The sequence below is a fragment of the Pseudomonas sp. P97.38 genome (assembly GCF_001269745.1).
Lineage (GTDB): Bacteria > Pseudomonadota > Gammaproteobacteria > Pseudomonadales > Pseudomonadaceae > Aquipseudomonas > Aquipseudomonas chlororaphis_E.
Window position 1 is genome coordinate 1 of record NZ_LHVJ01000008.1, and the last position, 24879, is coordinate 24879.

At 62.4% G+C, this 24879-nt stretch carries 24 protein-coding genes; 10 read left to right on the plus strand and 14 right to left on the minus strand.

Annotation, left to right across the window (positions count from 1 at the left end; genetic code table 11):
- Positions 1 to 116: 116 nt before the first annotated feature.
- The 6 genes from msrQ to AD664_RS01440 form a co-directional block, all read right to left on the minus strand.
- Positions 117 to 737, minus strand: a complete 621-nt coding sequence (msrQ, locus tag AD664_RS01415) for a protein-methionine-sulfoxide reductase heme-binding subunit MsrQ (protein ID WP_053143940.1) — start codon at positions 735 to 737, stop codon at positions 117 to 119.
- Complete coding sequence (gene msrP, locus AD664_RS01420; RefSeq protein WP_053143942.1) at positions 737 to 1750, minus strand: protein-methionine-sulfoxide reductase catalytic subunit MsrP; 1014 nt, start codon at positions 1748 to 1750, stop codon at positions 737 to 739. The genes msrQ and msrP overlap by 1 nt, the downstream gene beginning before the upstream one ends.
- Before the next feature lie 75 nt (positions 1751 to 1825).
- Positions 1826 to 2671: a CDP-diacylglycerol--serine O-phosphatidyltransferase gene (pssA, locus tag AD664_RS01425; protein ID WP_053143944.1), complete on the minus strand. Its 846-nt coding sequence runs from the start codon at positions 2669 to 2671 to the stop codon at positions 1826 to 1828.
- Positions 2672 to 2815: 144 nt separating this feature from the next.
- The gene (gene ilvC, locus AD664_RS01430; RefSeq protein WP_042728776.1) at positions 2816 to 3832 is read right to left on the minus strand and encodes a ketol-acid reductoisomerase; all 1017 of its coding nucleotides are present in this window, start codon (positions 3830 to 3832) and stop codon (positions 2816 to 2818) included.
- A 45-nt stretch (positions 3833 to 3877) separates the two neighbouring features.
- Positions 3878 to 4369, minus strand: a complete 492-nt coding sequence (gene ilvN / locus AD664_RS01435; protein WP_003205610.1) for an acetolactate synthase small subunit — start codon at positions 4367 to 4369, stop codon at positions 3878 to 3880.
- A 2-nt stretch (positions 4370 to 4371) separates the two neighbouring features.
- Complete coding sequence (locus AD664_RS01440) at positions 4372 to 6096, minus strand: acetolactate synthase 3 large subunit (protein ID WP_053144044.1); 1725 nt, start codon at positions 6094 to 6096, stop codon at positions 4372 to 4374.
- A 400-nt stretch (positions 6097 to 6496) separates the two neighbouring features.
- On the opposite strand from AD664_RS01440, the gene AD664_RS01445 reads away from it, so the two are divergent.
- Positions 6497 to 6922 (plus strand): DUF4124 domain-containing protein, encoded by a 426-nt coding sequence (locus AD664_RS01445; protein WP_053143946.1) that lies wholly within the window; start codon positions 6497 to 6499, stop codon positions 6920 to 6922.
- A gap of 6 nt (positions 6923 to 6928) precedes the next feature.
- Here the strand turns inward: AD664_RS01445 and AD664_RS01450 are convergent, their stop codons facing one another.
- Genes AD664_RS01450 through mrcB form a run of 3 tightly spaced genes read right to left on the minus strand, consistent with a single transcriptional unit; the run spans position 6929 to position 10312 of the window.
- The gene (locus AD664_RS01450; protein ID WP_042728778.1) at positions 6929 to 7258 is read right to left on the minus strand and encodes a YqcC family protein; all 330 of its coding nucleotides are present in this window, start codon (positions 7256 to 7258) and stop codon (positions 6929 to 6931) included.
- Positions 7258 to 7977 carry a hypothetical protein gene (locus AD664_RS01455; RefSeq protein WP_053143948.1) on the minus strand — a complete coding sequence of 240 codons (720 nt, stop codon included), beginning with the start codon at positions 7975 to 7977 and terminating at the stop codon, positions 7258 to 7260. The genes AD664_RS01450 and AD664_RS01455 overlap by 1 nt, the downstream gene beginning before the upstream one ends.
- A gap of 16 nt (positions 7978 to 7993) precedes the next feature.
- Positions 7994 to 10312: a penicillin-binding protein 1B gene (mrcB, locus tag AD664_RS01460; RefSeq protein WP_053143950.1), complete on the minus strand. Its 2319-nt coding sequence runs from the start codon at positions 10310 to 10312 to the stop codon at positions 7994 to 7996.
- Between the two features lie 141 nt (positions 10313 to 10453).
- On the opposite strand from mrcB, the gene AD664_RS01465 reads away from it, so the two are divergent.
- The 3 genes from AD664_RS01465 to AD664_RS01475 all read left to right on the plus strand — a co-directional run bounded on the left by AD664_RS01465 (position 10454) and on the right by AD664_RS01475 (position 12960).
- The gene (locus tag AD664_RS01465; RefSeq protein ID WP_053143952.1) at positions 10454 to 12010 is read left to right on the plus strand and encodes a bifunctional aminoglycoside phosphotransferase/ATP-binding protein; all 1557 of its coding nucleotides are present in this window, start codon (positions 10454 to 10456) and stop codon (positions 12008 to 12010) included.
- A gap of 91 nt (positions 12011 to 12101) precedes the next feature.
- Positions 12102 to 12443, plus strand: coding sequence for a pentapeptide repeat-containing protein (locus tag AD664_RS01470; protein ID WP_042728782.1), 342 nt, complete (start codon positions 12102 to 12104; stop codon positions 12441 to 12443).
- Between the two features lie 244 nt (positions 12444 to 12687).
- On the plus strand, positions 12688 to 12960 hold the full coding sequence (locus tag AD664_RS01475) for a TfoX/Sxy family protein (protein ID WP_042728783.1): 273 nt from the start codon (positions 12688 to 12690) through the stop codon (positions 12958 to 12960).
- A 209-nt stretch (positions 12961 to 13169) separates the two neighbouring features.
- Here AD664_RS01475 and AD664_RS01480 read toward each other — a convergent pair whose 3' ends face one another.
- From AD664_RS01480 to AD664_RS01490, 3 genes are read right to left on the minus strand one after another with little or no spacing between them, the layout of a single operon-like run.
- Positions 13170 to 14018, minus strand: a complete 849-nt coding sequence (locus tag AD664_RS01480) for a ChaN family lipoprotein (protein WP_172679681.1) — start codon at positions 14016 to 14018, stop codon at positions 13170 to 13172.
- Between the two features lie 21 nt (positions 14019 to 14039).
- Complete coding sequence (locus AD664_RS01485; protein ID WP_053143955.1) at positions 14040 to 14807, minus strand: heme ABC transporter ATP-binding protein; 768 nt, start codon at positions 14805 to 14807, stop codon at positions 14040 to 14042.
- A complete protein-coding gene (locus AD664_RS01490; RefSeq protein ID WP_172679686.1) occupies positions 14807 to 15790 on the minus strand; it encodes an iron ABC transporter permease in 984 nt (327 codons plus the stop codon). The genes AD664_RS01485 and AD664_RS01490 overlap by 1 nt, the downstream gene beginning before the upstream one ends.
- Positions 15791 to 16065: 275 nt before the next feature.
- On the opposite strand from AD664_RS01490, the gene AD664_RS01495 reads away from it, so the two are divergent.
- The gene (locus AD664_RS01495; protein WP_053143959.1) at positions 16066 to 16383 is read left to right on the plus strand and encodes a Rieske (2Fe-2S) protein; all 318 of its coding nucleotides are present in this window, start codon (positions 16066 to 16068) and stop codon (positions 16381 to 16383) included.
- On the opposite strand, the gene sfsA is transcribed toward AD664_RS01495, so the two are convergent.
- Positions 16339 to 17094, minus strand: a complete 756-nt coding sequence (gene sfsA, locus AD664_RS01500) for a DNA/RNA nuclease SfsA (protein WP_042728788.1) — start codon at positions 17092 to 17094, stop codon at positions 16339 to 16341. The two genes, AD664_RS01495 and sfsA, sit on opposite strands and share 45 nt — an antisense overlap.
- Positions 17094 to 18266 carry a pyridoxal phosphate-dependent aminotransferase gene (locus tag AD664_RS01505; RefSeq protein ID WP_042728789.1) on the minus strand — a complete coding sequence of 391 codons (1173 nt, stop codon included), beginning with the start codon at positions 18264 to 18266 and terminating at the stop codon, positions 17094 to 17096. Before AD664_RS01505 ends, sfsA begins: the two co-directional genes overlap by 1 nt.
- Positions 18267 to 18632: 366 nt before the next feature.
- Here AD664_RS01505 and dksA point away from each other — a divergent pair, with 366 nt between their 5' ends.
- The 5 genes from dksA to AD664_RS01530 all read left to right on the plus strand — a co-directional run bounded on the left by dksA (position 18633) and on the right by AD664_RS01530 (position 24836).
- Positions 18633 to 19076 (plus strand): RNA polymerase-binding protein DksA, encoded by a 444-nt coding sequence (dksA, locus tag AD664_RS01510; protein WP_003205639.1) that lies wholly within the window; start codon positions 18633 to 18635, stop codon positions 19074 to 19076.
- A 220-nt stretch (positions 19077 to 19296) separates the two neighbouring features.
- A complete protein-coding gene (gene gluQRS, locus AD664_RS01515) occupies positions 19297 to 20187 on the plus strand; it encodes a tRNA glutamyl-Q(34) synthetase GluQRS (RefSeq protein ID WP_053143961.1) in 891 nt (296 codons plus the stop codon).
- Between the two features lie 78 nt (positions 20188 to 20265).
- On the plus strand, positions 20266 to 20442 hold the full coding sequence (locus AD664_RS27445) for a hypothetical protein (RefSeq protein ID WP_003176118.1): 177 nt from the start codon (positions 20266 to 20268) through the stop codon (positions 20440 to 20442).
- Positions 20426 to 23380: a sensor histidine kinase gene (locus tag AD664_RS01525; protein WP_172679682.1), complete on the plus strand. Its 2955-nt coding sequence runs from the start codon at positions 20426 to 20428 to the stop codon at positions 23378 to 23380. Before AD664_RS27445 ends, AD664_RS01525 begins: the two co-directional genes overlap by 17 nt.
- Before the next feature lie 22 nt (positions 23381 to 23402).
- Positions 23403 to 24836, plus strand: coding sequence for a sigma-54 dependent transcriptional regulator (locus AD664_RS01530; protein WP_053143964.1), 1434 nt, complete (start codon positions 23403 to 23405; stop codon positions 24834 to 24836).
- The last annotated feature ends 43 nt before the right edge of the window (positions 24837 to 24879 follow it).

A 24879-nucleotide genomic window follows, 5' to 3' on the forward strand; every position in this document is an offset into this window, starting at 1 on the left:
AAGCCCCGCGCTGCCAAAAAATCGTTTAACTCATTGAAACTCAAGGAGTTTTCCGTTTCGGCTGCGCCGGAAGTGGGGCGAATTATAGACGTCTGGAATCTGCCGTCAACACTTAATTAAGCTTTTGTTGCAGAAGGTACTTTCTTGCCCAGCAAACGCGGGATCCGGCGCGTAATCGGCGGCACCCTGAGCAACAAGAGTACAGCGCCTATAGAAGCATAGATCGACCACTCCTTCAGGTCCGCTCGCACGATCCACAGCATGTGCAGCAGTCCAAGCCCGAGGATCAGGTAAACCAGACGATGCAGTTTTTTCCAGCGCCCCCCAAGCCGGCGCTGGCTGTAGCGGTTGGAGGTAACCGCCAAGGCCAGCAGGCCGAGAAACCCGAGCACGCCGACAATAATGTAGGGTCGTTTGCTCAGCTCAACACCCAACTGCGACCAATCGAAGCCCAGGATGAACGCGGCGTACCCGCTCAAGTGCAGCACGACATAAGTGAAACACCACAACCCCAGCTGGCGCCTGACCGCCATCCACCCCGCCCAGCCGGTCAGCTTCTGCAGCGGAGTCATGCTCAAGGTGATCAACAAGAGGATCAGCGTGCCCAGCCCAAGCCTGTCCACTAGTACTTTGCCCGGGTCAGGCCCCAACGTATTCATCAACGCCTGGTAAAGCCAAACCAACGGCCAGACCGCCGCCGCAAGGAAGACACCCACCCGCCACACTGGAAAACGCATCAGTAGTCCTTCCTCAAGTCCATCCCTGCATACAGGGAGGCCACCTCGTCCTGGTAACCATTGAACATCAAGGTATCTCGAACATTGGGACTGAACAGCCCGCTCGGCAACCGACGCTCATGGGCCTGGGTCCAGCGCGGATGGTCGACCGTCGGGTTGACGTTGGCATAGAAGCCGTACTCATCGGCCGCAATGCTCTGCCAGGTGGTCTTCGGCTGCTCGCTCACCAGGCTGATGCGCACGATCGACTTCACACTCTTGAAGCCGTACTTCCACGGCACCACCAACCGCAGAGGCGCACCATTCTGATTGGGCAGTTCGCGGCCATACATCCCGACTGCCAGGATGGCCAGAGGATTCATCGCCTCGTCCAGTCGCAGCCCTTCCACATAAGGCCAGTCGATCAGGGCAAAACCGGAACGCTGCCCCGGCATGACCTTAGGGTCCTGCAAGGTTTCGAAACGGATGTATTTAGCCTTGGAAGTAGGCTCGACCTGCTTGAGCAACGCAGAGATGGGAAAGCCAATCCACGGGATGACCATTGACCACGCCTCGACACAGCGCAACCGATAGATCCGCTCCTCCAATTGATAGGGCTTCATGAAGTCTTCCAACCCATAGCGCCCCGGCTTGCCGACCTCGCCATCCACTACCACGCTCCAGGGTTCGGTTTTCAAGGAACCGGCATTGGCGGCCGGGTCACCCTTGTCGGTACCGAACTCGTAGAAATTGTTGTAGTGGGTCGCGTCCTTGAACGGGGTGATGGTTTCGTTCTTGACGGTCACCGCCCCCCATTGGACAGAAGGCAGTTTCTCGGCAAACCAAGATGGCGCCTTACCGGGCTCGACCTCGGCATAACGCGCGGCATCGGCAGCACTCGCCCAGCGTGGCAGGCTGCTTACGGCCAGCCCGGCCATGGACGCACCGAGCACTTGGCGACGGGAAAGATAGAAGGATTCGGGCGTGACGTCCGATTCACGGCAGTCGGACGACTTGGGGATCTTGATCAGCATGACAACTCCGCAGTATTGGAGGGCAGTTGCACCAATAGACTGCGGAGTATGGGGGAAATTACATTAAGGCAACGTTTAGCGTCGGCGAAGACGCAACAAATACTGAACCGGACCGGAGGCCGCGTAGGCGAGGAAAATCAGCAGCAGGATGCGTGGCGGATCACTGAAGACCACCGCAAACACCAGCACGACCGCCAGAATCGCAACGAATGGCACGCGCCCCTTCAGGTCCAGCTCCTTGAAGCTGTTGTACTTGATGTTGCTGACCATCAGCATCCCGGCCGCCGCCACCAGCAGCGCTACAAGGAACGACATCTTCGAACCCTGTATACCGTAATCGCTGAACGCCCAGACGACGCCCGCTACCACGCCCGCAGCGGCCGGACTGGCGAGGCCGATGAAATAGCGCTTGTCCGCCTTGCCTACCTGGGTATTGAAGCGCGCCAGGCGCAACGCCGCACCCGCCACATAGATGAAGGCAACCATCCAGCCGACCTTGCCCATGTCTCCCAACGCCCAGCCAAACGCCAGCAAGGCCGGCGCCACGCCGAAGGCGACCATGTCGGACAGGGAGTCATATTCGGCGCCGAATGCGCTTTGGGTGTTGGTCATGCGGGCCACGCGCCCGTCCAGGCCATCGAGCACCATGGCGACAAAGATGGCGATGGCGGCGAAAGCGAAATAGCGGCTCGCCCCCCCGCTGTCGCCGGCACTCAATGCAGCTTGGGCACTCATGGAGTTGATGATGGAATAGAAGCCGGCGAAGAGGTTCGCAGTGGTGAACAGATTCGGCAGCAGATAGATGCCACGATGCCGGACCTTACGGCCTTCAGCGTCATGGCCTTCTTCGATGTGCTCATCGATGGGCAGCAGGCTTTCGGCATCAGGAGCCTGGTTTGGCTCGTCAGGGCGTTCGCTCATGGACAGTACCTTGCAACGGTGTGAAAAAATTCGACAGGCGTCTGGGACGACGGTTCGGCCGCAAACGATGCAGCTTTATACCAGAAGCCATCGCCCAAACGAAAAAACGCGGCCGAGGCCGCGTTTTTCGATCAAGCTCGCGACTTAGTTCTTGGCTTTGTCGACGATCTTGTTGGCGCTGATCCACGGCATCATCGAGCGCAGTTGCTCACCGATGATTTCGATACCGTGCGCAGCGTTGTTACGACGCTTGGCGGTCATCGAAGGATAGCCGGTCGCCCCTTCGCTGATGAACATCTTGGCGTATTCGCCGTCCTGAATACGTTTCAGGGCGTTGCGCATGGCCTGACGGGATTCGGCGTTGATCACTTCCGGACCGGTCACGTACTCGCCGTATTCGGCGTTGTTGGAGATCGAGTAGTTCATGTTGGCGATACCGCCTTCGTACATGAGGTCAACGATCAGCTTCAGTTCGTGCAGGCACTCGAAGTAAGCCATTTCTGGCGCGTAGCCCGCTTCGACCAGGGTTTCGAAACCGGCTTTCACCAGTTCGACGGTACCGCCGCACAGAACGGCTTGCTCGCCGAACAGGTCGGTTTCGGTCTCGTCCTTGAAGGTGGTTTCGATGATGCCGGTACGACCGCCACCCACACCTGCCGCGTAGGACAGAGCGACATTCTTGGCGTTGCCCGAAGCGTCCTGGTAGATCGCGATCAGGTCAGGGATACCGCCGCCCTTCACGAACTCGGAACGCACGGTGTGGCCCGGTGCCTTCGGCGCGATCATGATCACGTCGAGGTCGGCACGCGGCACGACCTGGTTGTAGTGGATCGAGAAGCCGTGGGAGAAGGCCAGGGTTGCGCCTTTCTTGATGTTCGGCTCGATCTCGTCGCGGTACAGCGCGCCCTGGAATTCGTCCGGGGTCAGGATCATTACCAGGTCGGCAGCGGCAACGGCGGAAGCCACGTCAGCCACTTTCAGGCCATGGGCTTCTGCCTTGGCAACGGTGGACGAGCCTTTACGCAGGCCGACGGTCACGTCAACGCCGGAGTCTTTCAGGTTGCAAGCTTGCGCGTGACCCTGGGAACCGTAGCCGATGATGGCGACTTTCTTGCCCTGGATGATCGACAGGTCGCAGTCTTTATCGTAGAAAACTTTCATGAATTTCCTCTCTATCCGGCCGTTCAGGCCATTCGCTAATTTGGTTTAGATGCTCAGTACTTTGTCGCCACGGGCAATCCCGGTGACACCACTGCGTACGGTTTCCAGAATCGAGGCAGTGCCGATCGACTGGATGAAGCTGTCGAGCTTGTCGCTGGTACCGGTCAATTGAACGGTATAGACGCTAGCGCTGACATCGACGATCTGCCCACGATAAATATCGGTAGTGCGTTTGATCTCGGCACGCTGGGCGCCGGTGGCCTTGACCTTGACCAGCATCAGTTCGCGCTCGATGTGAGCACTTTCCGACAGGTCCACCAGCTTGACCACCTCGATCAGCTTGTTCAGGTTCTTGGTGATCTGCTCGATGATCTCATCGTGCCCGACAGTGGTCAGCGTCAGACGCGACAGGGTCGGGTCCTCGGTTGGCGCCACGGTCAGGCTTTCGATGTTGTAGTTGCGCTGTGAGAACAGGCCCACAACACGAGACAGCGCACCCGGTTCGTTTTCCAGAAGCAGGGAAATAATATGTCGCATGATTAGGTACGCTCCGTCTTGCTCAGCCACATATCGCGCATGGAGCCGTCTTTGATCTGCATCGGGTAGACGTGCTCGCTGGTGTCGACCGCAATATCGATCACCACCAGGCGATCCTTCATGGCGAACGCTTCCTCCATCTTCGTCTTCAAGTCTTTCGACTCGGTGATGCGTACGCCGACGTGACCATAGGCTTCTGCCAGCTTGACGAAGTCAGGCAGCGATTCCATGTAGGAATGCGAGTGACGGCTGCCGTAGCTCATGTCCTGCCACTGGCGAACCATACCCAGTACACCGTTGTTCAGGATCACGATCTTCACCGGCAAGCCGTATTGCAGGCAGGTGGACAGCTCCTGAATGTTCATCTGGATGCTGCCCTCGCCGGTGACACAGGCGACGTCGGCATCCGGGAAGCTCAACTGGATGCCCATGGCCGCCGGGAAACCGAAGCCCATGGTGCCCAAGCCGCCGGAGTTGATCCAGCGGTTGGGTTTGTTGAACTTGTAGTACTGCGCAGCGAACATCTGGTGCTGGCCCACGTCGGAGGTCACGAAGGCATCGCCCTTGGTGACTTCACAGAGGGTTTCGATCACGGTCTGCGGCTTGATCATGCTGCCGTCGCCCTTGTCGTAAGGGAACAGGCCGCGGTCGCCGCGCCATTCATCGACCTGCTTCCACCAACTGGCCAGCGCTTCCTTGTTCGGGGTCTCGCCGATTTCCTTGAGGATGGCGACCATTTCGGTCAGCACGCTCTCTACGGGACCGACGATAGGCACGTCTGCCTTGATGGTCTTGGAGATGGAGGCCGGGTCGATGTCGATATGGATGATCTTGGCGTTCGGGCAGAACTTCGACGCACCGTTGATGACACGGTCATCGAAGCGCGCACCCACAGCCAGGATCACGTCGGCATGGTGCATCGCCAGGTTGGCGGTGTAGCTGCCGTGCATGCCGAGCATGCCGATGAACTGGCGATCGGTGCCCGGAAACGCGCCCAGGCCCATCAGCGTATTGGTCACCGGCAGGTTGAGCATTTTTGCCAGCTCGGTCAGCGGCGCGGAGCCACCACCGAGGATCACGCCACCACCCGAATACAAAACGGGACGCTTGGCCGCCAGGAGCATTTCGGCTGCCTTGCGGATCTGCCCGGAGTGACCGCGTACGGCCGGGCTGTAGGAGCGCAGCTTGGCTTTCTTCGGGAAGATGTATTCGAACTTCTCGGCCGGGTTGGTCATGTCTTTCGGCACGTCGACTACGACCGGGCCTGGACGACCGGATTCAGCCAGGTAGAAGGCCTTCTTCATGACCTCAGGGATTTCCGACGCGTGCTTGATCATGAAGCTGTGCTTCACGATCGGCCGGGAGATACCGATCATGTCGGTTTCCTGGAACGCATCGGTGCCGACCATGGTGCTGGGCACCTGGCCGGAGATGATCACCATCGGGATGGAGTCCATGTAGGCGGTGGCGATACCAGTGATGGCGTTCGTGGCGCCTGGACCGGAAGTCACCAATACCACGCCGGCCTTGCCGGTAGCACGGGCATAGCCGTCAGCCATGTGGGTCGCCGCTTGCTCGTGACGAACCAGGATGTGGGTCACTTCCGGCTCTTTGAACAGGGCATCATAGACATGAAGAAGAGCACCACCCGGGTACCCATAGATATATTTGACGCCTTCGTCGCGCAAAAAGCGGACGAGCATCTCACCGCCAGATAAAAGCTCCACGTTGTTCACCTCTAAAACGCCAGAATACCGGCCCACGAAAGGGGACGGGTCTTAATAGGTTTACTTCTCGGCAGAGCATGAGCGACGGTGGTCGCCGACTACGTCAGCACTGACTGAGCAAGTATTGGGATCGTCCCAAGTGTTGCGGGCCTTTCCCACCCAGCGCGAGGTAACGCGTTGCGGGTGTAACAGGTCGGCGCGGATGTGCGCCTCATGATCTGCCGAGTGGGCCTGCTTCTGGCAGTCCCTCTACAGCGGACTTTGGATTCTTCTGTTTCGCCCTCTGCAAGTCAAGACGTCAATGTGCTTTATTCGAAGTAAGCGCATGAGAACGCAAGAAAAAACCTTTAAACGGCAACTGTGTTAGCTTCAATTGCGCAACCCATGACAAGGAAACAGCATGCGAATGTTCTTCTTGACGGCCAGCCTGCTGGTTGGCCTGAGCTCCATCTGCGTGGCCGGCCAGGTCTATAAATGGGTGGACGCCCAGGGCGTTACCCATTTCAGTGCCCAGCCGCCCGAAGGCGAGCAAGCCGCAACCATGATCAAATCCACCCCGCCCGCGCCCGCCAAGGCTGCATCGCCGCCGTCCGGTGGGGTCGTTGGCGACCAGAAGGCCATCGATCAACAGGTCAAGAAACAGGTCGCCGAGCAGGAAGCCCAGCTCAAGGCGTTCTGCGAGCAGGCCCGGACCAACCTGGCGCAACTGCAGAACAACCCGAGGGTACGTGAGGACGTGGAGGGGGAAATGCGCCGCCTCAGCGACGAGCAGCGGCGCCAGCGGATCGATGAGACCCGCAAGCAGATAGAGGAAAACTGCCAGTGAAGACGGTCAGCTGGCGCGGCTGATCAACTGGTCGAACTGCGACAGCAGCCGCTGCAACTCTATGCCCTGCCCCGGGCGCTGGGCATAGACCATCTCCGCCATCGCCAGAATGCCGGAGGCGTTGGGCAGCGGCAGGTCGTTTTCCAGGATGGCTTTCATGCGTGGCAGGAAGATCCATTGCAGCCATTGTTCGAAGTCCAAGGTGTCGACCGCGAATGGCTCGACACTGGCCAATGCTTCGGCCGAGGGCGACTGCTCGCTCCACCAGCCCTGGACCCGCAGCTCCCGCTCGATCAGCAGAAGCTGATCGGCGATTTGGGGAAAACGTGTATCCATCAGAGCGAGACCTTGGCCTTCTGACGGGCCAGGGCCGCGCCAGCTGGATCGCCTTGTTTCTCACGGGCCTGGGCGATCAATTCCCAGAGACTGGCCTGAAGTGCCGGACGACCGCTGGTGAAGGTCAGGCCACGACGGGCAAGCTGCTCGGCCTGCGGCGCGTCGCCTTGGGCCATGCGCACCTGGGCCAGGCGATACAAGACCTGTGGCTCACGCGGTGCAACACGCTGGGCACGCTCAAGGCTCGACGACGCACCGTTGAGGTCACCACCGGCCTGTTGCTGTTGCGCCGTGGTCAACAGGGCCAGCACCGGACCGTCCAGTTGTTCATCGGCGGACAAGCCACCCGAGCTGGCCGGCGGGATACTGCTCGGCGTCGAAGGCATGCTGTAGCTGCCCTGGTCGATCGGCGACGTCTCGATAGGCCCCGGCGTGATCGGCCCTGGCGTGATCGGCGTGCTGCTGATCGGAGCCGAGGTCGTGGCGCCGCCACCTGGAATCATCACGACGACACCGGAGTCGCCCTGGGGAATCGTCTGGGCCTGGCCCTGGGTCGGACGTTTCACCGTCGTCTGCCGGAAACCGCCATTGGCCGAGACGCGCTCGCTGTTGGACACCGCCGTGCCGGAATCAACGACCGGAATCGAACCGCGCTGTACGGTAGAGCAACCACTGAGCAAAGCCACGGCCGTTACCGCTGGAATCAACCACTTGTTCACTTGAAACCCTCTTTGCTTAATTCATCCAGTCCTTGACCCAATCCATCACCGATTCGGCGGGATTCTGGCCACCACAGGCAGCACCGGGTGGAGGCTCGCTGCCGCGAATATACGGCATCTGTACCGCACCCGGGCAATTGGCGTCGGAGCCTTGGCCCGTACGCGAATCCACCCAGGCCTGGACGATATTGTCCGGTTGCGGCATGTCCAGCGGCAACGGGTCGGCCTTGCGCATGAAACTGGTCCAGACCTGCAGCGCGCCGGTGGCACCGGTGAACGGGGTCTTGCCGTTGTCATCGCGGCCGAGCCAGACCACCGCCAGCAGATCCTGGCTGAAACCGGCAAACCAGCTGTCACGCGAATCGTTACTGGTACCGGTCTTGCCGGCCAGGGTCAGGGTCCGGGGCAACACGTTATAGACCGAGCTGCCGGTGCCTTCGCGCATGACCCGCTGCATCGCGCTCTGGATCAGGTAGATGGACGCCGGATCGAACCGTTGCTGGATCTGGAACGGATAGCGCTTGAGCGGTTCGCCATCGGCAGTCAGCACACTGCGAATCCCGCGCATCGGCGTGTTGAAGCCGCCGTTGGCCAGCGTCTGGTACATCGCCGCCACTTCAATCGGCGTAAGGCCGCCCGCCCCCAGCAGCATCGACGGGAAGGCCGGCAATTCGCGGCTCACTCCCAGGCGCGCGACGGTCTTGAGCACGTTCGGCACGCCGACTTCCAGGCCCAGGCGAGCCGTTGACAAGTTGTAGGAATGCGCCAGCCCTTGGTACAGGAAAACCGTGCCGTGGGAACGCCGGTCGTAATTCTGCGGCTTCCAGACCTGGCCATCGGCGCCCTTGACCGAAAACGCCTCGTCCGACAGCCAACTGGTCAGCGTGTACTGGCTGGGTTTTTCCAGGGCGGTGAGGTACACCGCCGGCTTGATCAGCGAGCCAATCGGGCGGACCGCATCCAGTGCCCGGTTGAAACCGGCGAAACTGGCCTGGCGACTGCCGATCATGGCCTGGACTTCACCGGTTTCCGGGTTGGTCACGACCATGGCGGCTTCGACCTCATCGGCGCCCTTACGCGCGCCGAGGCGCTTGAAGGTGTCATCCACCGATGCCTCGGCCTTCATCTGCAGGATCGGGTCGAAGCTGGTGAAGATTCGCAGCCCTTCTTCGGTCAAGTCCTCGTCTCGGTAGTCTTCACGCAACTGGCGCTTGACCAAGTCCATGAAGCCGGGGAACGAGCTGTCCGCCAGGCTGCCACGCTTAGTCACGCCCAGCGGCATCTTCTTCGCGGCCTCCACTTGCTCGGCCGTCGCCACGCCTTGCTGCTGCAACAGGTCGAGCACCAGGTTGCGCCGCTCGAGGGCGCGTTCCGGGTAACGCCGCGGGTTGTAGGAAGACGGCCCCTTGACCATGCCCACCAGCAACGCCACCTGGTGCAGCTTGAGCTCGGACAACGGCTGGCTGAAGAAGAACTGGCTGGCGAGGCCAAAACCGTGCACGGCACGCTGACCGTCCTGGCCGATGAAGACCTCGTTGAGGTAGGCCTCAAGAATCTCCTGCTTGTCGTAATGCAGCTCCAACAGCAGCGCCATCATGGCTTCGGTGAGCTTGCGGGTGAGGCTGCGTTCGTTGGTCAGGTAGAAGTTCTTGACCAACTGCTGGGTCAAGGTACTGCCGCCCTGGCGCATGTGACCTGAGGACGTGTTGACCCAGACAGCCCGGGCGATCGACTTGGGCGAGACACCGAAGTGATGGTAGAAATCACGGTCCTCGACGGCGATCAGCGTATCGAGCAGGAACGGCGGCACCTGGTCGATCTTGATCAGGATCCGGTCTTCCAGGTTCTTGGGGTACAGGCCGCCGATCAGCAGCGGTTCGAGACGCACCACCGACAGGCTGGCGTTATTGGCGCCGGTCAGCGCCGCGACGTAGTCACCGGAAAAACGCACCCGCACCGGCTGCGGTTGCTCCATGCCTTCATAGAACTGGAAGCCACGGGTGTTGAGGTCGACGGTATTGCCATTGACCGAGGCCGCGCCCGGGCCATTGGCGACGCTTTCGCGGCGATAGCCCAGGGCATCGAGTTCAGTCAGGAAGTCGTCGCGGCTCAGCTTCTGTCCGACGAACAGCTCCAGCGGCCTGGCGTAGACCTTGGCCGGGATGGTCCAGCGCTTGCCGGAGAACTTCTCCTGGACCACGGCATCGAGGTAGACCGCGAAACCGGCGAGCACGACGAGGCCGACCAGGCTGAGTTTAAGGGCCCAGCCCAGCCAGGGCCGAAGGCGGCTGGCGGGTGGTTTCTTGGGGGTTCGGGGGGATCGAGTACGAGTCATGGCGGCGGATTATACGCACTTTGCTACGGTTCAACATGAGCCCGATGGCCCGCTTGGCACCCCAGGCCAGCCTGTTTGCGTTCACGACACTTGCCGCCATAATGACGGCCGTGAATTTTCCCAGACTCTGAAGGATCGCCCGTGAGCCAGTCCCTGATCGCTGCCCTGCAAAACCCGGCCCTCTACCCGCATCCCGTCGAAGGGTTCCAGGTCATCGAGACGCATATTTCCTGGGTATTGCTCACCGGGCCCTACGCCTACAAATTCAAGAAACCGGTCGACTTCGGTTTCCTCGACTTCACCAGCCTCGAGGCGCGCAAGCATTTTTGCAGCGAAGAACTGCGGCTGAACCAACGCCTGACCCAGGACCTGTACCTGGAAGTGCTGCCTGTGACCGGCAGCGCCGAGGCCCCTCAACTGGGTGGCGACGGGCCGGTCATCGAATACGCGCTGAAAATGCGCCAGTTCCCGCAGAGCCAACTGCTCAGCACGCTGCAAGCCAATGGCGAGCTGACCACCGCGCACATCGACGAAATGGCCGCGCAGATCGCCCAGTTCCATCTCTCTACACCCAAAGTCCCGGCCGATAACGCCGCCGGCACCCCGGAGAGCGTGATGGCCCCGGTGAGCCAGAACTTCGAACAGATTCGCCCGTTCCTCAGCGACAAGGCCGACCTGCTGCAACTCGAAGCCCTGCAAGCGTGGGCCGATAGCAGTTTCGAGCGCCTCAAGCCACTGTTCATCCAGCGCAAGGCCGAAGGCTTCATCCGCGAATGCCATGGCGACATCCACCTGGGCAACGCCACGGTGATCGACGCCAAGGTGGTGATTTTCGACTGCATCGAATTCAACGAGCCGTTCCGCTTCACCGACGTCTACGGCGACACCGCGTTCCTGGCGATGGACTTGGAGGACCGTGGCCTCAAGTCGCTGGCGCGACGTTTCATCAGCCAGTACCTGGAGCTGACCGGCGACTACCGCGGGCTGGAACTGCTGAACTTCTATAAAGCCTACCGCGCTCTGGTGCGCGCCAAGATCGCACTGTTCAGCATGCCGGCCGAAGCCGATCCAGTGCAGCGCGCCACCACCCTGCGCCAGTACCGCAACTACGCCAATCTGGCCGAAAGCTACAGCACCATTCCTTCTCGCTTCCTGGCCATTACCCACGGTGTTTCGGCAGTCGGCAAAAGCCACGTCGCCATGCGCCTGGTCGAAGCCCTGGGCGCCATTCGCCTGCGTTCGGACGTAGAGCGCAAGCGTCTGTTCGGCGAGCAGCAAGTGCCCAACGATCCACAGGCCGGCATTTATAGCAGCGACGCCAGCAACGCCACTTACGGCCGCCTGCATGAAATCGCCGACGTCATCCTGCGCGCCGGTTTCCCCGTGGTGATCGACGCGACCTACCTCAAGCGTGACCAGCGCGATGCCGCCGCGAAAATTGCCGAAGCCACGGGCGCTCCGTTCCTGATCCTTGACTGCAATGCACCGCAGGCAGTGATCGAAAGCTGGCTGGCGCAACGCCAGGCCGACCAGAACGACCCTTCCGATGCGAACCTGGCCGTCATCGCTGCCCAGCAAGCCAACCGTGAAGCCCTTACCCCAGCGGAAATCCTCTGCAGCAAACGGGTGCAGACCAACGAAAGCGGGACACTCGACGTCGTGGTCGCGCAGATCCGCCAACGCCTGCCAGGCCTGTAGAAAACTATTTCGGCCGTGAAGCGACGCTCGGCTTCACGGCCGTCAAATAGTGGCACTATACTGGCGTCATAAAACCAACAGGTGACGTGACATGAGCCTTCCCAAGCTTCTCAATACCCCGCTGTACGCCTTGCTGCGCAAAGACGATATCGCCGGCTTCAACAGCGAGCGTCCGCAGGGCCCGGTCGACATGCGTGGCGGCGATTTTCGTGGCCTTGACCTGCGTGAACTGAACGCAGACGACGTGGATTTCACCGACGCCTACTTCCGCTCTGCCGATCTGCGCGGGATCGACTTTCGCAAGGCATCGCTGGAGGGCGCGAGCCTGGCCCACGCGCAAATATCCGGCGCTTACTTCCCACCCGAGTTGTCCGCGGACGAGATCCTGATGTCGATGAACTTCGGCACCCGGCTACGCTACCGCACTCGCTGACAACTGCGACGCTGCCCGATGGGGGCGTCAGCGTTGCTGGCGCCTTCGCGAGCAGACCCATTGCCTGGTCGCCCTCCCTTCAGCGCCCCCGCCTGCGCTGGAACACTTGTTGCCGCCTCGATCGTGCGTAATGCCTTAGAAGCTTTCGCAACTAATCCCACCAAAGAATCACGCTTTTCCTACTGACCGCTACACTGCTCAAAAGCTTGCCCACCGCACCGATCGGCCGTCGCAAGGAGGCTCGATGAATGATGAACTGCAACACCTGAAGAATCTGGGCAAGACATCAGCCCAGTGGCTGCACGCCGTGGGTATCCACAGTGCCTCGGATCTGCGCCGGCTCGGTGCGGTAGATGCTTATCGGGCCGTGCGCACCCGCGGTTTCCGGGCCTCCAAGGTATTGCTGTATGCGATCGAGGGCGCACTGTTGGACGTGCACTGGAATGACGTTCCCGCCGAACGCAAGGAAGCCCTCAATAAACAGCTGGACGCCATGACGACACGGCACAAGTCCTGACGGCCTCTTCGCACCTCATTGCAGGGTAATTTCAGCGAATCACGAAACAATGTTTGACATGGTAATGAGAATCGCTATGATTACCACATCCGGTCGCGAGACTGGTCGATATTTGAACAGCCCTTGGTTCGGACTCTCAGATATCTCCTCATCAGGCTAATCACGGTTATTTGACCCGGCTTTTGCCGGGTCTTTTTTTGCCCGCAAAATCACCTTCCGGACTGTTCACGCATCTGCGCACAGTAATCCTGTGGCGCAGTGGCCGAGGTGTACCACACGTAATCGGCCATGGCCGGGGTCACGTCGCTGCCCTCCTCGGCCAGCATCAGAACGATCGGCGCTTCATCGGCGCCCAGGTCCAGCATGTGCAACGGTACGCCGATGTCCTTTCGCCCGTGCCAGGCACCCGCCAACAACAATGCGGGCGTCGGCGCTTGCAGCAGGCGTTCGGCCATGCGCCGGTCACGCTGTTGCTGCACCGCCAGCATCGCCGGCATTTGCGATTCCGGCAGCAGGCCGCAATGGGACTCGCGGATCTGCCCCAATAACACGTCTTTCACGGCAACCGCATTACTGCGATCGCCCTGCAAGGCCGGCGGCTGCCGATAGAATCGCTGGATTTCGGTGGCATCCAGATTGGCGGCCAGCAACGGGTAGCGCTGTGCCAGGGCAAACTCGACGACGGGCCCATACAGGCTCCAATCCCAACCCGGCGACCAAGCCAGGGCGGCGGGCAGGTCGTTGGGCATTGTGGATCGTTGGCGGAGCGCATCCACCCGTGGCTGCTGCGACGGGGTCAGCATTTCCAGCAACAGACTGCCTTGGGCCCGCTCTGCGCCCAAAGCCTGCAGCAACCAGCGCTGCACCGTGTGATGGTCGCGGTTGTCGTGCTGCTCGCCCACCACCACCCGCGGCGCCACCGCCAGGCGCTCGACCAGCACCTGGGCCGTCACGGCCTGGCCGTTGTGCAAATCCACGATTCGCCCGCTGACCGGGGGCGGTGCGACACTCTGGCAGGCCGCCAGGATGCTCAGTGCAAGCAGCAGAATCAGGCGCATGTCCATATCCTCGACAGGCCCTCAACGGGCGATGATCAACGGGTGCCCGCGCTCCGGATGGGGTTGCACCAGCACTTCCAGGCCAAACACGGCCTTGAGCGAATCCGGGCGCAGTACCTCCTGGGGCGTGCCCATGGCAATCGACCGCCCCGACGCAAGCAGCAACAGGCGATCACAGTAGCGCGCCGCCAGGTTCAGGTCATGCAGGATCACCAATACGGCGGCGCCGCGATCGGCAAACTCGCGGACCGCTTGCAGGAGGGTGTGCTGATGCAGCGGATCGAGCATGGACGTTGGTTCGTCCAGCAGCAGGGCCTGCCCCGCCTCACCCGGCCACAACTGCGCCAGTACCCGTGCCAGGTGCACGCGCTGGCGCTCGCCGCCGGACAACGCCAGGTAACTGCGCCCGTGCAAGTGCGTGGCGTCGGCCGCTTGCAGCGCCGCAGCGACGACCTGCCCGTCCCGCACGCGCCCCGTTTGATGCGGCAGGCGACCCAGGCCGACCACCTCCTCGACCCGGAAGGCAAAATCCAGGGTCGAGGATTGGGGCAAGACCGCCAGGCGCCGCGCGCGCTCGGGGCCCTCCCATTGGGCCAGCGGTCGCTCATCCAGCCAGACCTGTCCCTGGGTCGGGCGCAACTCGCCACACAAGCCGGCCAGCAAGCTACTTTTACCGGCACCGTTGGGCCCGAGCACACCGAGCACTTCGCCGGGGTTCAGGCGCAGGTCGATGTCCGTCAACACGGTGTGCTTGCCACGCTGGACCTGCAGGTTCTGCGCTCGCAACATCAGGCGCGCCCTCGCAGCAATAAATAAAGGAAGAACGGCGCGCCGACAAAGGCAGTGACGATCCCTATCGGCAGCTCCGCCGGAGCCAGTGCCAGGCGTGCCACCAGGTCGGCGAACAGCAGCAGGCTCGCCCCCGCCAGCACGGAGGCGGGCAGCAACACCCGATGGTCGGGCCCCGCCAGCAATCGGACCAGGTGCGGCACCACCAATCCGACGAACCCGATCAGGCCGGCCGCCGCCACCGCCGCGCCCACACCCAGGGCCGTGCAGAACACCAGTTCGCGCTTGAGCCGTTCGACGTCGACACCCAAGTGAGCGGCCTCGGACTCTCCCAGCAACAGTGCATTGAGCGCCTGCGCCCGACGCGGCAACCAAAGCGCCACGCCCGTGCTGACCAGGAGCAATGGCCACAGCCTGGCGTAGCTGGCGCCGTTGAGACTGCCCAGGTTCCAGAACGCCAGGGTGCGCAGGGTCGCATCGTCCGCCAGGTAGGTGAACAGGCCCACGGCCGATCCCGACAGCGCGGTCAGGGCAATCCCTGCCAACAGCATGGTCGCCACATGCGCCTGGCCGTTGCGCCGCCCCAGGCGATACACCAGCGCCGTGACCCCGAGCCCACCCAGGAACGCACACAATGACAGCACATAGGGGCCGAACGCTTGCGGGACTCCGCCCAGCGCCGAACCGCCGACAATGGCGAACGCGGCGCCCAATGCCGCACCGCTGGAGACCCCCACCAGCCCCGGGTCGGCCAGTGGGTTGCGAAACAACCCCTGCATCGCCACGCCAGACAACGCCAACACCCCGCCCACCGTCAGGCCCAGCAAGGTGCGTGGCAAACGAATCTGGCCGAGGATCAGCTCAGCCTGCTCCAGGCCATCGGCCGATACCGGCAGCCCCGACAACCGCAACGCCGCCCGCACCGTGTCGAGCAGTGGCAGGCTCACCGACCCCAAGGCCAGGGACAGCCAGGTGGCCAGCAGGCACAACAGGCCCAAGCCGACGAACAGGCTTCGCGGCTTGAGCACTGCGGCGCCCGGGCTGGCGAAGAGCGCAGCCACGCGGTTACTCAGACGCATCAGGCGGCTTCCTCAAAGAAGTTGTACAGGGGACCGAGCATGAACGGGCCAGGGCAAGTATCCTCAACCATCCGCGAGAAGGCGCCATTTGATGATTGCTTTCGTTTGACCGTCAAGCTTGAACCCTTCGCAGGCTCGCGCCCGCCTCGAGGCTCTCCCACCGATGTGTAGAGACACCCATGAAGTTTCTGTGTAACAGCGCCGAACTGCCCGACAACGGCAGCCGCGGCTTCGACCTCGATGGACGCAAGGTGATGGCCGTGCGCCGCGCAGGCCAGGCCTACGTTTACGCCAATCGCTGCCCGCACCGCGGCGTGCCGCTGGAATGGCAACCGGACCAGTTCCTCGACCCCAGCGCCAGCCTGATCCACTGCGCCACCCACGGCGCCTTGTTCCTGATCGAGAACGGCGAATGCGTGGCCGGTCCGTGTGCCGGCCAATTCCTGACGGCGCTAGACAGCCGGGAGGACGAGCAAGGTCTCTGGGTCGAGCTCTAAGGGGGCCGACAGCACCGGCAACGGTCGGTCCACCCACATCTGCTCAGGCGTCAGCGTGACCCCGTAGGCCAGCACCTGCACCCCCGCCGCAATCGCTTCACGCAGCGCGGCGGCGTACGCTGGATCGATTTCGTGCGCCGGACGCACCGCTTCGATCCCGCTCAGGTTCACGCAATACAATTGCACCGCCCGTATACCTTGCCGGGCCAGGCTGGCCAGCTCGCGCAGATGCTTGGCCCCACGCTGGGTCACCGCATCGGGAAACGCCGCCACCGGGGTGTCGTCGAACCCCAACGTCACACTTTTGACTTCGACCCAGGCCGAGCCCTGCTCGTAGTCCAGCCGAAAATCGATACGGCTGTTTTCCTGACCATAGGCCACTTCGCGCTTGAGCCCGATGAACCCGTTCAGTTCACTGATGACCCCGGCGCGCAGGGCTTCCTCGACCAGGGTGTTGGCCCGCGCCGTGTTAATGCAGGCGAGCCGCCCCTGAGGGGTCTCGCCTAGTTCCCAGGTGCCCGGCAACTTGCGCTTGGGGTCGTTGGAGCGGCTGAACCAAACGCGCGCACCAGGCGCCATGCAATTGAGCATCGAGCCGGTGTTCGGACAATGAATAGTGAGCAGTTCGCCCTGAACGGTCTCGATATCAGCGAGAAAACGCTTGTAACGTCGAATCAGGCGACCTTCTTCCAACGCAGGAGAGAAACGCATCAGCCTTGCCAGCTCCGCAGCCCACGTTCGATTCGCGCCACCGCTTCCTGGAGTCGTCCCAGGCTTTGGGTGTAGGCGAAGCGCACGTGATGGCCGGCTTGATAGCGGCCAAAATCCAGACCCGGGGTGAAGGCCACGTGTTCGGTTTCCAGGAAGTGTTGGCAGAACGCGAACGCGTCGCCGCCGAAGGCGCTGATATCGGCGTAGAGGTAGAACGCCCCTTCCGGCTCCACGGCAATGCCAAAGCCCAATGCCCGCAAGGCCGGCAGGAGGAAATCGCGGCGTAACGCAAACTCGGCCCGACGTTGCTCGAAGATCTCGATGGTGGCCGGTTCAAAGCAAGCCAGGGCCGCGTGCTGGGCCATGCTCGGGGCGCTGATGTAAAGGTTCTGCGCGAGCTTTTCCAGCTCGCTGACGGCCGCCGAGGGCGCCACCAGCCAGCCGAGCCGCCAACCCGTCATGCCAAAATACTTGGAAAAACTATTCAGGACAAAGGCGTCGTCATCCACTTCCAGCACGCTGGCGGCATCGGTGCCGTAGGTCAGGCCGTGATAGATCTCGTCCACCACCAGGTGGCCGTTGTGCGCCTTGATGGCCTTGGACAAGCCCGCCAGTTCATCCCGGGAAAGGATCGTCCCGGTCGGGTTGGCCGGCGATGCCACCAACGCGCCGACGCTGTCCTGGTCCCAGTAGCGATCCACCAGGTCCGGGGTCAATTGATAACGCACCTCCGGGCCCACCGGCACCAGCTGCGCCGCGCCCTCCACCAGCCGCAAGAAATGACGGTTGCACGGATAGCCGGGGTCGGCCAGCAGCCAATGCTTGCCCGGATCCACCAGCAGGGCACTGGCGAGCAACAACGCGCCCGAGCCGCCCGGCGTCACCAGGATGCGCCGCGGGTCGATCTGCACGCCATAGCGCTGGCCATAGAAACCGGCGATGGCCTCGCGCAACTCGGGGATCCCACGGGCCGCGGTGTAGCGGGTCTTGCCCGCGGCCAACGCCGCCTGGCCGGCCTGGATGATCGGCTCGGCGGTGGTGAAGTCCGGCTCGCCGATCTCCAGGTGAATGACGTCGTGCCCCGCCGCCTGCAGCTCGTTGGCACGGGCCAGCAGCGCCATCACATGGAAAGGTTCGATGGCGCGGCTGCGCGCACTGTAGGGCTGAGGCATTAGCCTTCCTTCAAGGTAAAAAAGAACCGATTCTACCCAACTCTCCCCTCAAGTCAGAAGCAACTGCGGAACGCACGCGAACCCGCAACGGTCTGAGGCCGTGGATTGCAGGAAATGACTCCGGCGATTGGCCCAGGCTTGACTAGGCTGTACATAGCCTAGAATCAAGCATTGAGCAGGATTACACCCGCACCGAACCGAACCCGACCCTGGGCTACGAAGCCCGCCCGCCGCAGGCTCGACAACCGGGAGTAGCGCGGCCCGGTTCGATCTGGTAAGTTCGCCCGCTTGCAGCCGCAGGGCCGGCAGGTGTCGGTGATGGAGCAATCCTGCGTAGTGGATTACAAGAGTAGAGGCGGTCCATTCATGCCCACCCAAGCAAAGCAGAATCAAAACCAGTCGCTCAGCGGGTTTGAGCCGTACGTCCCGCAAGCGGGCGAAGAGTACATGGGCGCCCCCATGCGCGCGCACTTCACCAAGATCCTGAACAAGTGGAAACAGGACTTGATGCAAGAAGTCGATCGCACCGTGGATCACATGAAAGACGAAGCGGCCAACTTCCCCGACCCGGCCGACCGTGCCAGCCAGGAAGAAGAATTCAGCCTCGAACTGCGCGCCCGTGACCGTGAGCGCAAGCTCATCAAGAAAATCGACAAGACCCTGCAACTGATCGAGGACGAAGAATACGGTTGGTGCGAGTCCTGCGGCATCGAGATCGGCATTCGCCGCCTGGAAGCCCGACCGACCGCCGACCTGTGCATCGACTGCAAGACCCTGGCTGAAATCAAGGAAAAACAGGTCGGCAAGTAATTGCCCGGGCTGTTAACAAAAAACGGAGCGTTCATACGCTCCGTTTTTTGTTTCTGAAACCGACACGCCATTTGTAGTTGACCCCCTAGTGGGAGCGAGCTTGCTCGCGATAGCGCTGGGCCAGTCAGAACGGCTGGAGCTGACACACCGCTATCGCGAGCAAGCTCGCTCCCACAAGGGATAGTATGCCTGCCGCCAAGACCTCAGTAACATTCTTCCCATGACTGCCACCTCCCCCTACATCGGCCGCTTCGCCCCTACCCCCAGCGGCCACCTGCATTTTGGCTCGCTGGTCGCCGCACTGGCCTCGTACCTGGACGCCCGGGCCGTGGGCGGGCGCTGGTTGCTGCGCATGGAAGACCTCGACCCGCCCCGTGAAGAACCCGGCGCCCAGGCGGCGATCCTGCGGGCACTGGAACGCTACGGGTTTGAATGGGACGGCGAGATGGTGCGCCAGAGCGAGCGCCACGAGGCCTACCAGCACGTGATCAATCGCCTGTTCAGCCAAGGGCTGGCGTACGCCTGCACCTGCTCGCGCAAACAACTGGAAGCGTACCAGGGCATTTATCCAGGGCTCTGCCGCAATGCCGGGCACGACACCGAGGACGCTGCCATCCGCGTGCGTGTCCCGGAGCTCGAATACCACTTCACCGACCGGGTCCAGGGCCCGTTCCGCCAACACCTGGGCCGCGAGGCGGGCGACTTCGTGATCCGCCGCCGCGACGGGCTCTACGCCTATCAACTGGCCGTGGTGCTGGACGACGCCTGGCAAGGCGTGACCGATATCGTGCGCGGCGCCGACCTGCTGGACTCGACACCGCGCCAGTTGTACCTGCAAGAACTGCTCGGGCTGCCCCAACCGCGTTACCTGCACGTGCCATTGATCACCCAGCCTGACGGGCACAAACTGGGCAAGTCCTACCGCTCACCGCCGCTGGCGGCCGACCAGGCCACGCCGCTGCTGTTGCGGGCACTGCGCGCATTGGGCCAGCAACCGGGGCCCGAACTGGCCGACGCCAGCCCGCGGGAGTTGCTGGCCTGGGGCATGCGCCACTGGGATGCCGCGAGGATCCCGCGCACGCTGAACCTGCCGGAAGCGCAAATCCGTTGACGGCCCTTGCAGCCTGGCGCCCATCCGTTACCATCGCCGCACGTTTTCGGGCACGCGCATCAACATAGAGAGGCCGGGATGTACATCTATCGCTTGGTCCTGCTCCTGGTAGTGGGGATTTACCTGTTCTCCCCGGCCATCATGGATTGGTGGATCGACGCCACGGGTGCCTGGTATCGGCCCTATCTGCTCTGGCTGATCCTGATTGTCGTGACCTTCATCCTGCAGAGCCAAAAAGATGCCGATGAGCTTTAGCCTGACCCAGATGATCCTGATCAGCGCCGCCTACCTGGCCGTGCTGTTCAGCGTGGCCTGGGTCAGCGAACGGGGCATGATCCCTCGGGCGATCATCCGCCACCCGCTGACCTACACGTTGTCGCTGGGCGTCTATGCCAGCGCCTGGGCGTTCTACGGCACAGTCGGGCTGGCCTACCAGTACGGCTATGGCTTCCTGTCCAGCTACCTCGGCGTGTCGGGGGCGTTCCTGCTGGCGCCGGTGCTGCTCTACCCGATCCTGAAAATCACCCGCACCTACCAATTGTCGTCGCTGGCCGACCTGTTCGCCTTCCGCTTTCGCAGCACCTGGGCGGGCGCGCTGACCACGATCTTCATGCTGGTCGGGGTATTGCCGCTGCTGGCCCTGCAAGTCCAGGCCGTCGCCGACTCCATCAGCATCCTCACCGGCGAACCGGTACAGCACCGCGTGGCCCTGAGCTTCTGCGGGCTGATCATCCTGTTCACGATCTTCTTCGGCTCCCGTCACATCGCCACGCGCGAAAAGCACGAAGGCCTGGTATTCGCAATCGCGTTCGAATCGGTGATCAAGCTGATCGCCATCGGTGGCGTCGGCCTCTATGCGCTGTACGGTGTGTTCGACGGCCCGCAGCAACTGGAAATCTGGCTGCTGCAGAACCAGACCGCCCTCGCCGCCCTGCACACGCCCTTGCAGGAAGGCCCGTGGCGTACGCTGCTGCTGGTGTTCTTCGCGTCGGCGATCGTCATGCCGCACATGTACCACATGACCTTCACCGAAAACCTCAATCCGCGCTCCCTGGTCAGCGCGAGCTGGGGTCTGCCGCTGTTCCTGTTGCTGATGAGCCTGGCGGTGCCTTTGATCCTGTGGGCCGGGCTGAAACTGGGGGCCAGCACCAACCCCGAGTACTTCACCCTCGGCATCGGCATCGCTGCCAACAGCAAGGCCCTGGCCCTGCTGGCCTACGTCGGCGGCCTGTCGGCGGCCAGCGGCCTGATCATCGTCACCACGCTGGCACTGTCGGGGATGGCCCTCAATCACCTGGTGCTGCCGCTTTACCAGCCACCGGCCGAAGGCAATATCTACCGCTGGCTGAAATGGACGCGTCGGGCGCTGATCGTGGCGATCATCATGGCCGGCTACGGGTTCTACCTGATGCTGGGTGACGGCCAGGACCTGGCCAACCTGGGCATCGTCGCGTTCGTGGCCACCTTGCAGTTCCTGCCCGGAGTGCTGTCGGTGCTGTACTGGCCGACCGCCAACCGTCGCGGTTTCATTGCCGGGCTGCTGGCGGGCATCCTGGTGTGGCTGGTGACCATGCTGTTGCCGCTGATGGGCAACCTGCAAGGTTTCTACATCCCGCTGCTGAACATGATCTACGTGCTCGACGACACCAGTTGGCACATGGCGGCCATCGCCTCCCTGGCGGCGAACGTGCTGATGTTCACGCTGATTTCGCTGTTCACCAACGCCAGCAGCGAGGAGGCCAGCGCCGCCGAAGCCTGCGCCGTGGACAACGTGCGCCGCCCGCAACGGCGCGAGCTGCACGCCGCCTCGCCCCAGGAATTCGCCACGCAACTGGCCAAGCCCCTGGGCGCCAAGGCCGCGCAAAAAGAAGTCGAACAGGCCCTGCGCGACCTCTACCTGCCCTTTGACGAACGGCGCCCGTACGCCTTGCGTCGCCTGCGCGACCGGATCGAAGCCAACCTCTCCGGCCTGATGGGCCCGAGCGTGGCCCAGGACATGGTCGAGACGTTCCTGCCCTACAAGGCCGGCGGCGAAAATTATGTCACCGAAGACATCCACTTCATCGAGAGCCGCCTCGAGGACTACCACTCGCGCCTCACCGGCCTGGCCGCCGAACTGGACGCCCTGCGTCGCTACCATCGCCAGACCCTGCAAGAGTTGCCGATGGGCGTGTGCTCCCTGGCCAAGGACCAGGAGATCCTGATGTGGAACAAGGCCATGGAAGAATTGACCGGGATCGCCGCACAACGGGTGGTCGGCTCACGCCTGAGCACCCTCGGCGAGCCGTGGAAAGGCCTGCTGCAAGGCTTTATCGACCTGCCGGACGAACACTTGCACAAGCAACACCTGGCCCTGGACGGACAGACCCGCTGGCTGAACCTGCACAAGGCCGCGATCGACGAACCCCTGGCGCCCGGCAACAGCGGCCTGGTGCTGCTGGTGGAAGACCTGACCGACACCCAGATGCTCGAAGACAAGCTGGTCCACTCCGAACGCCTGGCCAGCATCGGCCGGCTGGCAGCCGGGGTGGCCCATGAGATCGGCAACCCGATCACCGGCATCGCCTGCCTGGCGCAAAACCTGCGCGAAGAGCGCGAGGACGACAGCGAACTGACGGAAATCAGCGGGCAGATCCTCGAACAGACCAAACGGGTGTCACGCATCGTCCAGTCGTTGATGAGCTTTGCCCATGCTGGCGGCCACCAGCACAACGACGAAGCCGTCTGTCTGGCCGAAGTGGCCCAGGATGCCATTGGTCTGCTGGCCCTTAACCGGCGCAATTTCGAAGTGCAATTCTTCAACCTGTGCGATCCGGACCACTGGGTCGACGGCGATCCCCAGCGACTCGCCCAGGTACTGATCAACCTGCTGTCCAACGCCCGCGACGCCACACCGGCCGGCAGCGCCGTACGGGTCAGGAGCGAAGCCAGCGAACACACGATCGACCTGATCGTCGAAGACGAGGGCAGCGGTATCCCACAGAACATCATGGACCGATTGTTCGAACCCTTCTTCACCACCAAGGATCCTGGCGAAGGCACCGGTCTGGGCCTCGCACTGGTCTATTCCATCGTTGAAGAGCATTATGGACAAATCACCATCGACAGCCCGGCCGATGTACAGAGCCAACGCGGCACCCGTATCAGGGTGACCTTGCCGCGTCATGTCGAAGCGACGTCCGCTGTGAACTGAGACCGTCGAGAGAATCGAATCAATGCCGCACATTTTGATCGTCGAAGACGAAACAATTATCCGCTCCGCCTTGCGCCGCCTGCTGGAACGCAACCAGTACCAGGTCAGCGAAGCCGGTTCCGTGCAGGAAGCACAAGAACGTTTCAGCATTCCCACGTTTGACCTGATCGTCAGCGACCTGCGCCTGCCCGGCGCTCCCGGCACCGAGCTGATCAAGCTCGGCCAGGGCACGCCGGTTCTGATCATGACCAGCTACGCCAGCCTGCGCTCGGCGGTGGACTCCATGAAAATGGGCGCGGTGGACTACATCGCCAAGCCGTTCGACCATGACGAGATGCTCCAGGCCGTGGCCCGCATCCTGCGCGACCGACAGGTAGCGAGCAGCCATTCGTCGGAACCTGCCGGCAAGACCAGCACCGCCGTGAAAGGTGGCGCCAGCAACAGCAATGGCGAAATCGGCATCATCGGTTCCTGCCCACCGATGCAGGACCTGTACGGCAAAATCCGCAAAGTCGCGCCGACCGACTCCAATGTGCTGATCCAGGGCGAGTCCGGCACCGGCAAGGAACTGGTTGCCCGTGCCCTGCACAACCTGTCTCGTCGGGCCAAGGCACCGATGATCTCGGTGAACTGCGCGGCGATCCCGGAAAGCCTGATCGAATCCGAACTCTTCGGCCACGAGAAAGGCGCGTTCACCGGTGCCAGCGCCGGCCGCGCCGGGCTGGTGGAGGCGGCGGACGGCGGCACATTGTTCCTCGATGAAATCGGCGAGCTGCCACTGGAAGCCCAGGCGCGCTTGCTGCGGGTGCTCCAGGAAGGCGAGATTCGCCGGGTGGGCTCGGTGCAATCACAGAAAGTCGACGTACGCCTGATCGCGGCGACCCACCGAGACCTCAAGAGCCTGGCGAAGATCGGCCAGTTCCGTGAAGACCTGTATTACCGCCTGCACGTGATCGCCCTGAAACTGCCGCCCCTTCGCGAACGTGGCGCCGACGTCAACGAAATCGCCCAGGCCTTCCTCGCCCGCCAGAGCGCGCGCATCAATCGCACCGACCTCAAGTTCGCCCCGGACGCCGAACAGGCCATTCGTCATTACGCCTGGCCGGGTAACGTCCGAGAGCTGGAAAACGCCGTCGAGCGCGCGGTGATCCTGAGTGAGAGCCCGGAAATTTCCGCCGACCTGCTGGGCATCGATATCGAGCTGGGCGACCTGGACGACGAAGAGTTCATCGGCCTGGCCCCGCAGCACGGCGGTGCCGCCAACAACACCAGCCACGAGCCTACCGAGGACCTGTCCCTGGAAGACTACTTCCAGCATTTCGTCCTGGAACACCAGGACCACATGACCGAGACCGAACTGGCGCGCAAGCTGGGCGTCAGCCGCAAATGCCTGTGGGAACGCCGCCAACGCCTGGGCATTCCCCGGCGCAAGACCGGCGTGGCCAGCGAAAGCTGAAACTCGCTCCCACAAGAGATCACTGTCTACCAGTGCATGTGAA

What these genes read in the sequence shown, in the direction of transcription:
- AD664_RS01480 (WP_172679681.1), bottom strand. Translation starts at nt 14,018, where the DNA reads ATGCGCCTGATTCTGCTGCTTGCACTGAGCATCCTGGCGGCCTGCCAG.
- AD664_RS01505 (WP_042728789.1), bottom strand. Translation starts at nt 18,266, where the DNA reads ATGCCTCAGCCCTACAGTGCGCGCAGCCGCGCCATCGAACCTTTCCAT.
- sfsA (WP_042728788.1), bottom strand. Translation starts at nt 17,094, where the DNA reads ATGCGTTTCTCTCCTGCGTTGGAAGAAGGTCGCCTGATTCGACGTTAC.
- pssA (WP_053143944.1), bottom strand. Translation starts at nt 2,671, where the DNA reads ATGAGCGAACGCCCTGACGAGCCAAACCAGGCTCCTGATGCCGAAAGC.
- AD664_RS01470 (WP_042728782.1), top strand. Translation starts at nt 12,102, where the DNA reads ATGAGCCTTCCCAAGCTTCTCAATACCCCGCTGTACGCCTTGCTGCGC.
- gluQRS (WP_053143961.1), top strand. Translation starts at nt 19,297, where the DNA reads ATGACTGCCACCTCCCCCTACATCGGCCGCTTCGCCCCTACCCCCAGC.
- msrP (WP_053143942.1), bottom strand. Translation starts at nt 1,750, where the DNA reads ATGCTGATCAAGATCCCCAAGTCGTCCGACTGCCGTGAATCGGACGTC.
- ilvC (WP_042728776.1), bottom strand. Translation starts at nt 3,832, where the DNA reads ATGAAAGTTTTCTACGATAAAGACTGCGACCTGTCGATCATCCAGGGC.
- AD664_RS01450 (WP_042728778.1), bottom strand. Translation starts at nt 7,258, where the DNA reads ATGGATACACGTTTTCCCCAAATCGCCGATCAGCTTCTGCTGATCGAG.
- AD664_RS01495 (WP_053143959.1), top strand. Translation starts at nt 16,066, where the DNA reads ATGAAGTTTCTGTGTAACAGCGCCGAACTGCCCGACAACGGCAGCCGC.
- AD664_RS27445 (WP_003176118.1), top strand. Translation starts at nt 20,266, where the DNA reads ATGTACATCTATCGCTTGGTCCTGCTCCTGGTAGTGGGGATTTACCTG.
- dksA (WP_003205639.1), top strand. Translation starts at nt 18,633, where the DNA reads ATGCCCACCCAAGCAAAGCAGAATCAAAACCAGTCGCTCAGCGGGTTT.
- AD664_RS01475 (WP_042728783.1), top strand. Translation starts at nt 12,688, where the DNA reads ATGAATGATGAACTGCAACACCTGAAGAATCTGGGCAAGACATCAGCC.
- mrcB (WP_053143950.1), bottom strand. Translation starts at nt 10,312, where the DNA reads ATGACTCGTACTCGATCCCCCCGAACCCCCAAGAAACCACCCGCCAGC.
- ilvN (WP_003205610.1), bottom strand. Translation starts at nt 4,369, where the DNA reads ATGCGACATATTATTTCCCTGCTTCTGGAAAACGAACCGGGTGCGCTG.
- msrQ (WP_053143940.1), bottom strand. Translation starts at nt 737, where the DNA reads ATGCGTTTTCCAGTGTGGCGGGTGGGTGTCTTCCTTGCGGCGGCGGTC.
- AD664_RS01530 (WP_053143964.1), top strand. Translation starts at nt 23,403, where the DNA reads ATGCCGCACATTTTGATCGTCGAAGACGAAACAATTATCCGCTCCGCC.
- AD664_RS01485 (WP_053143955.1), bottom strand. Translation starts at nt 14,807, where the DNA reads ATGTTGCGAGCGCAGAACCTGCAGGTCCAGCGTGGCAAGCACACCGTG.
- AD664_RS01445 (WP_053143946.1), top strand. Translation starts at nt 6,497, where the DNA reads ATGCGAATGTTCTTCTTGACGGCCAGCCTGCTGGTTGGCCTGAGCTCC.
- AD664_RS01525 (WP_172679682.1), top strand. Translation starts at nt 20,426, where the DNA reads ATGCCGATGAGCTTTAGCCTGACCCAGATGATCCTGATCAGCGCCGCC.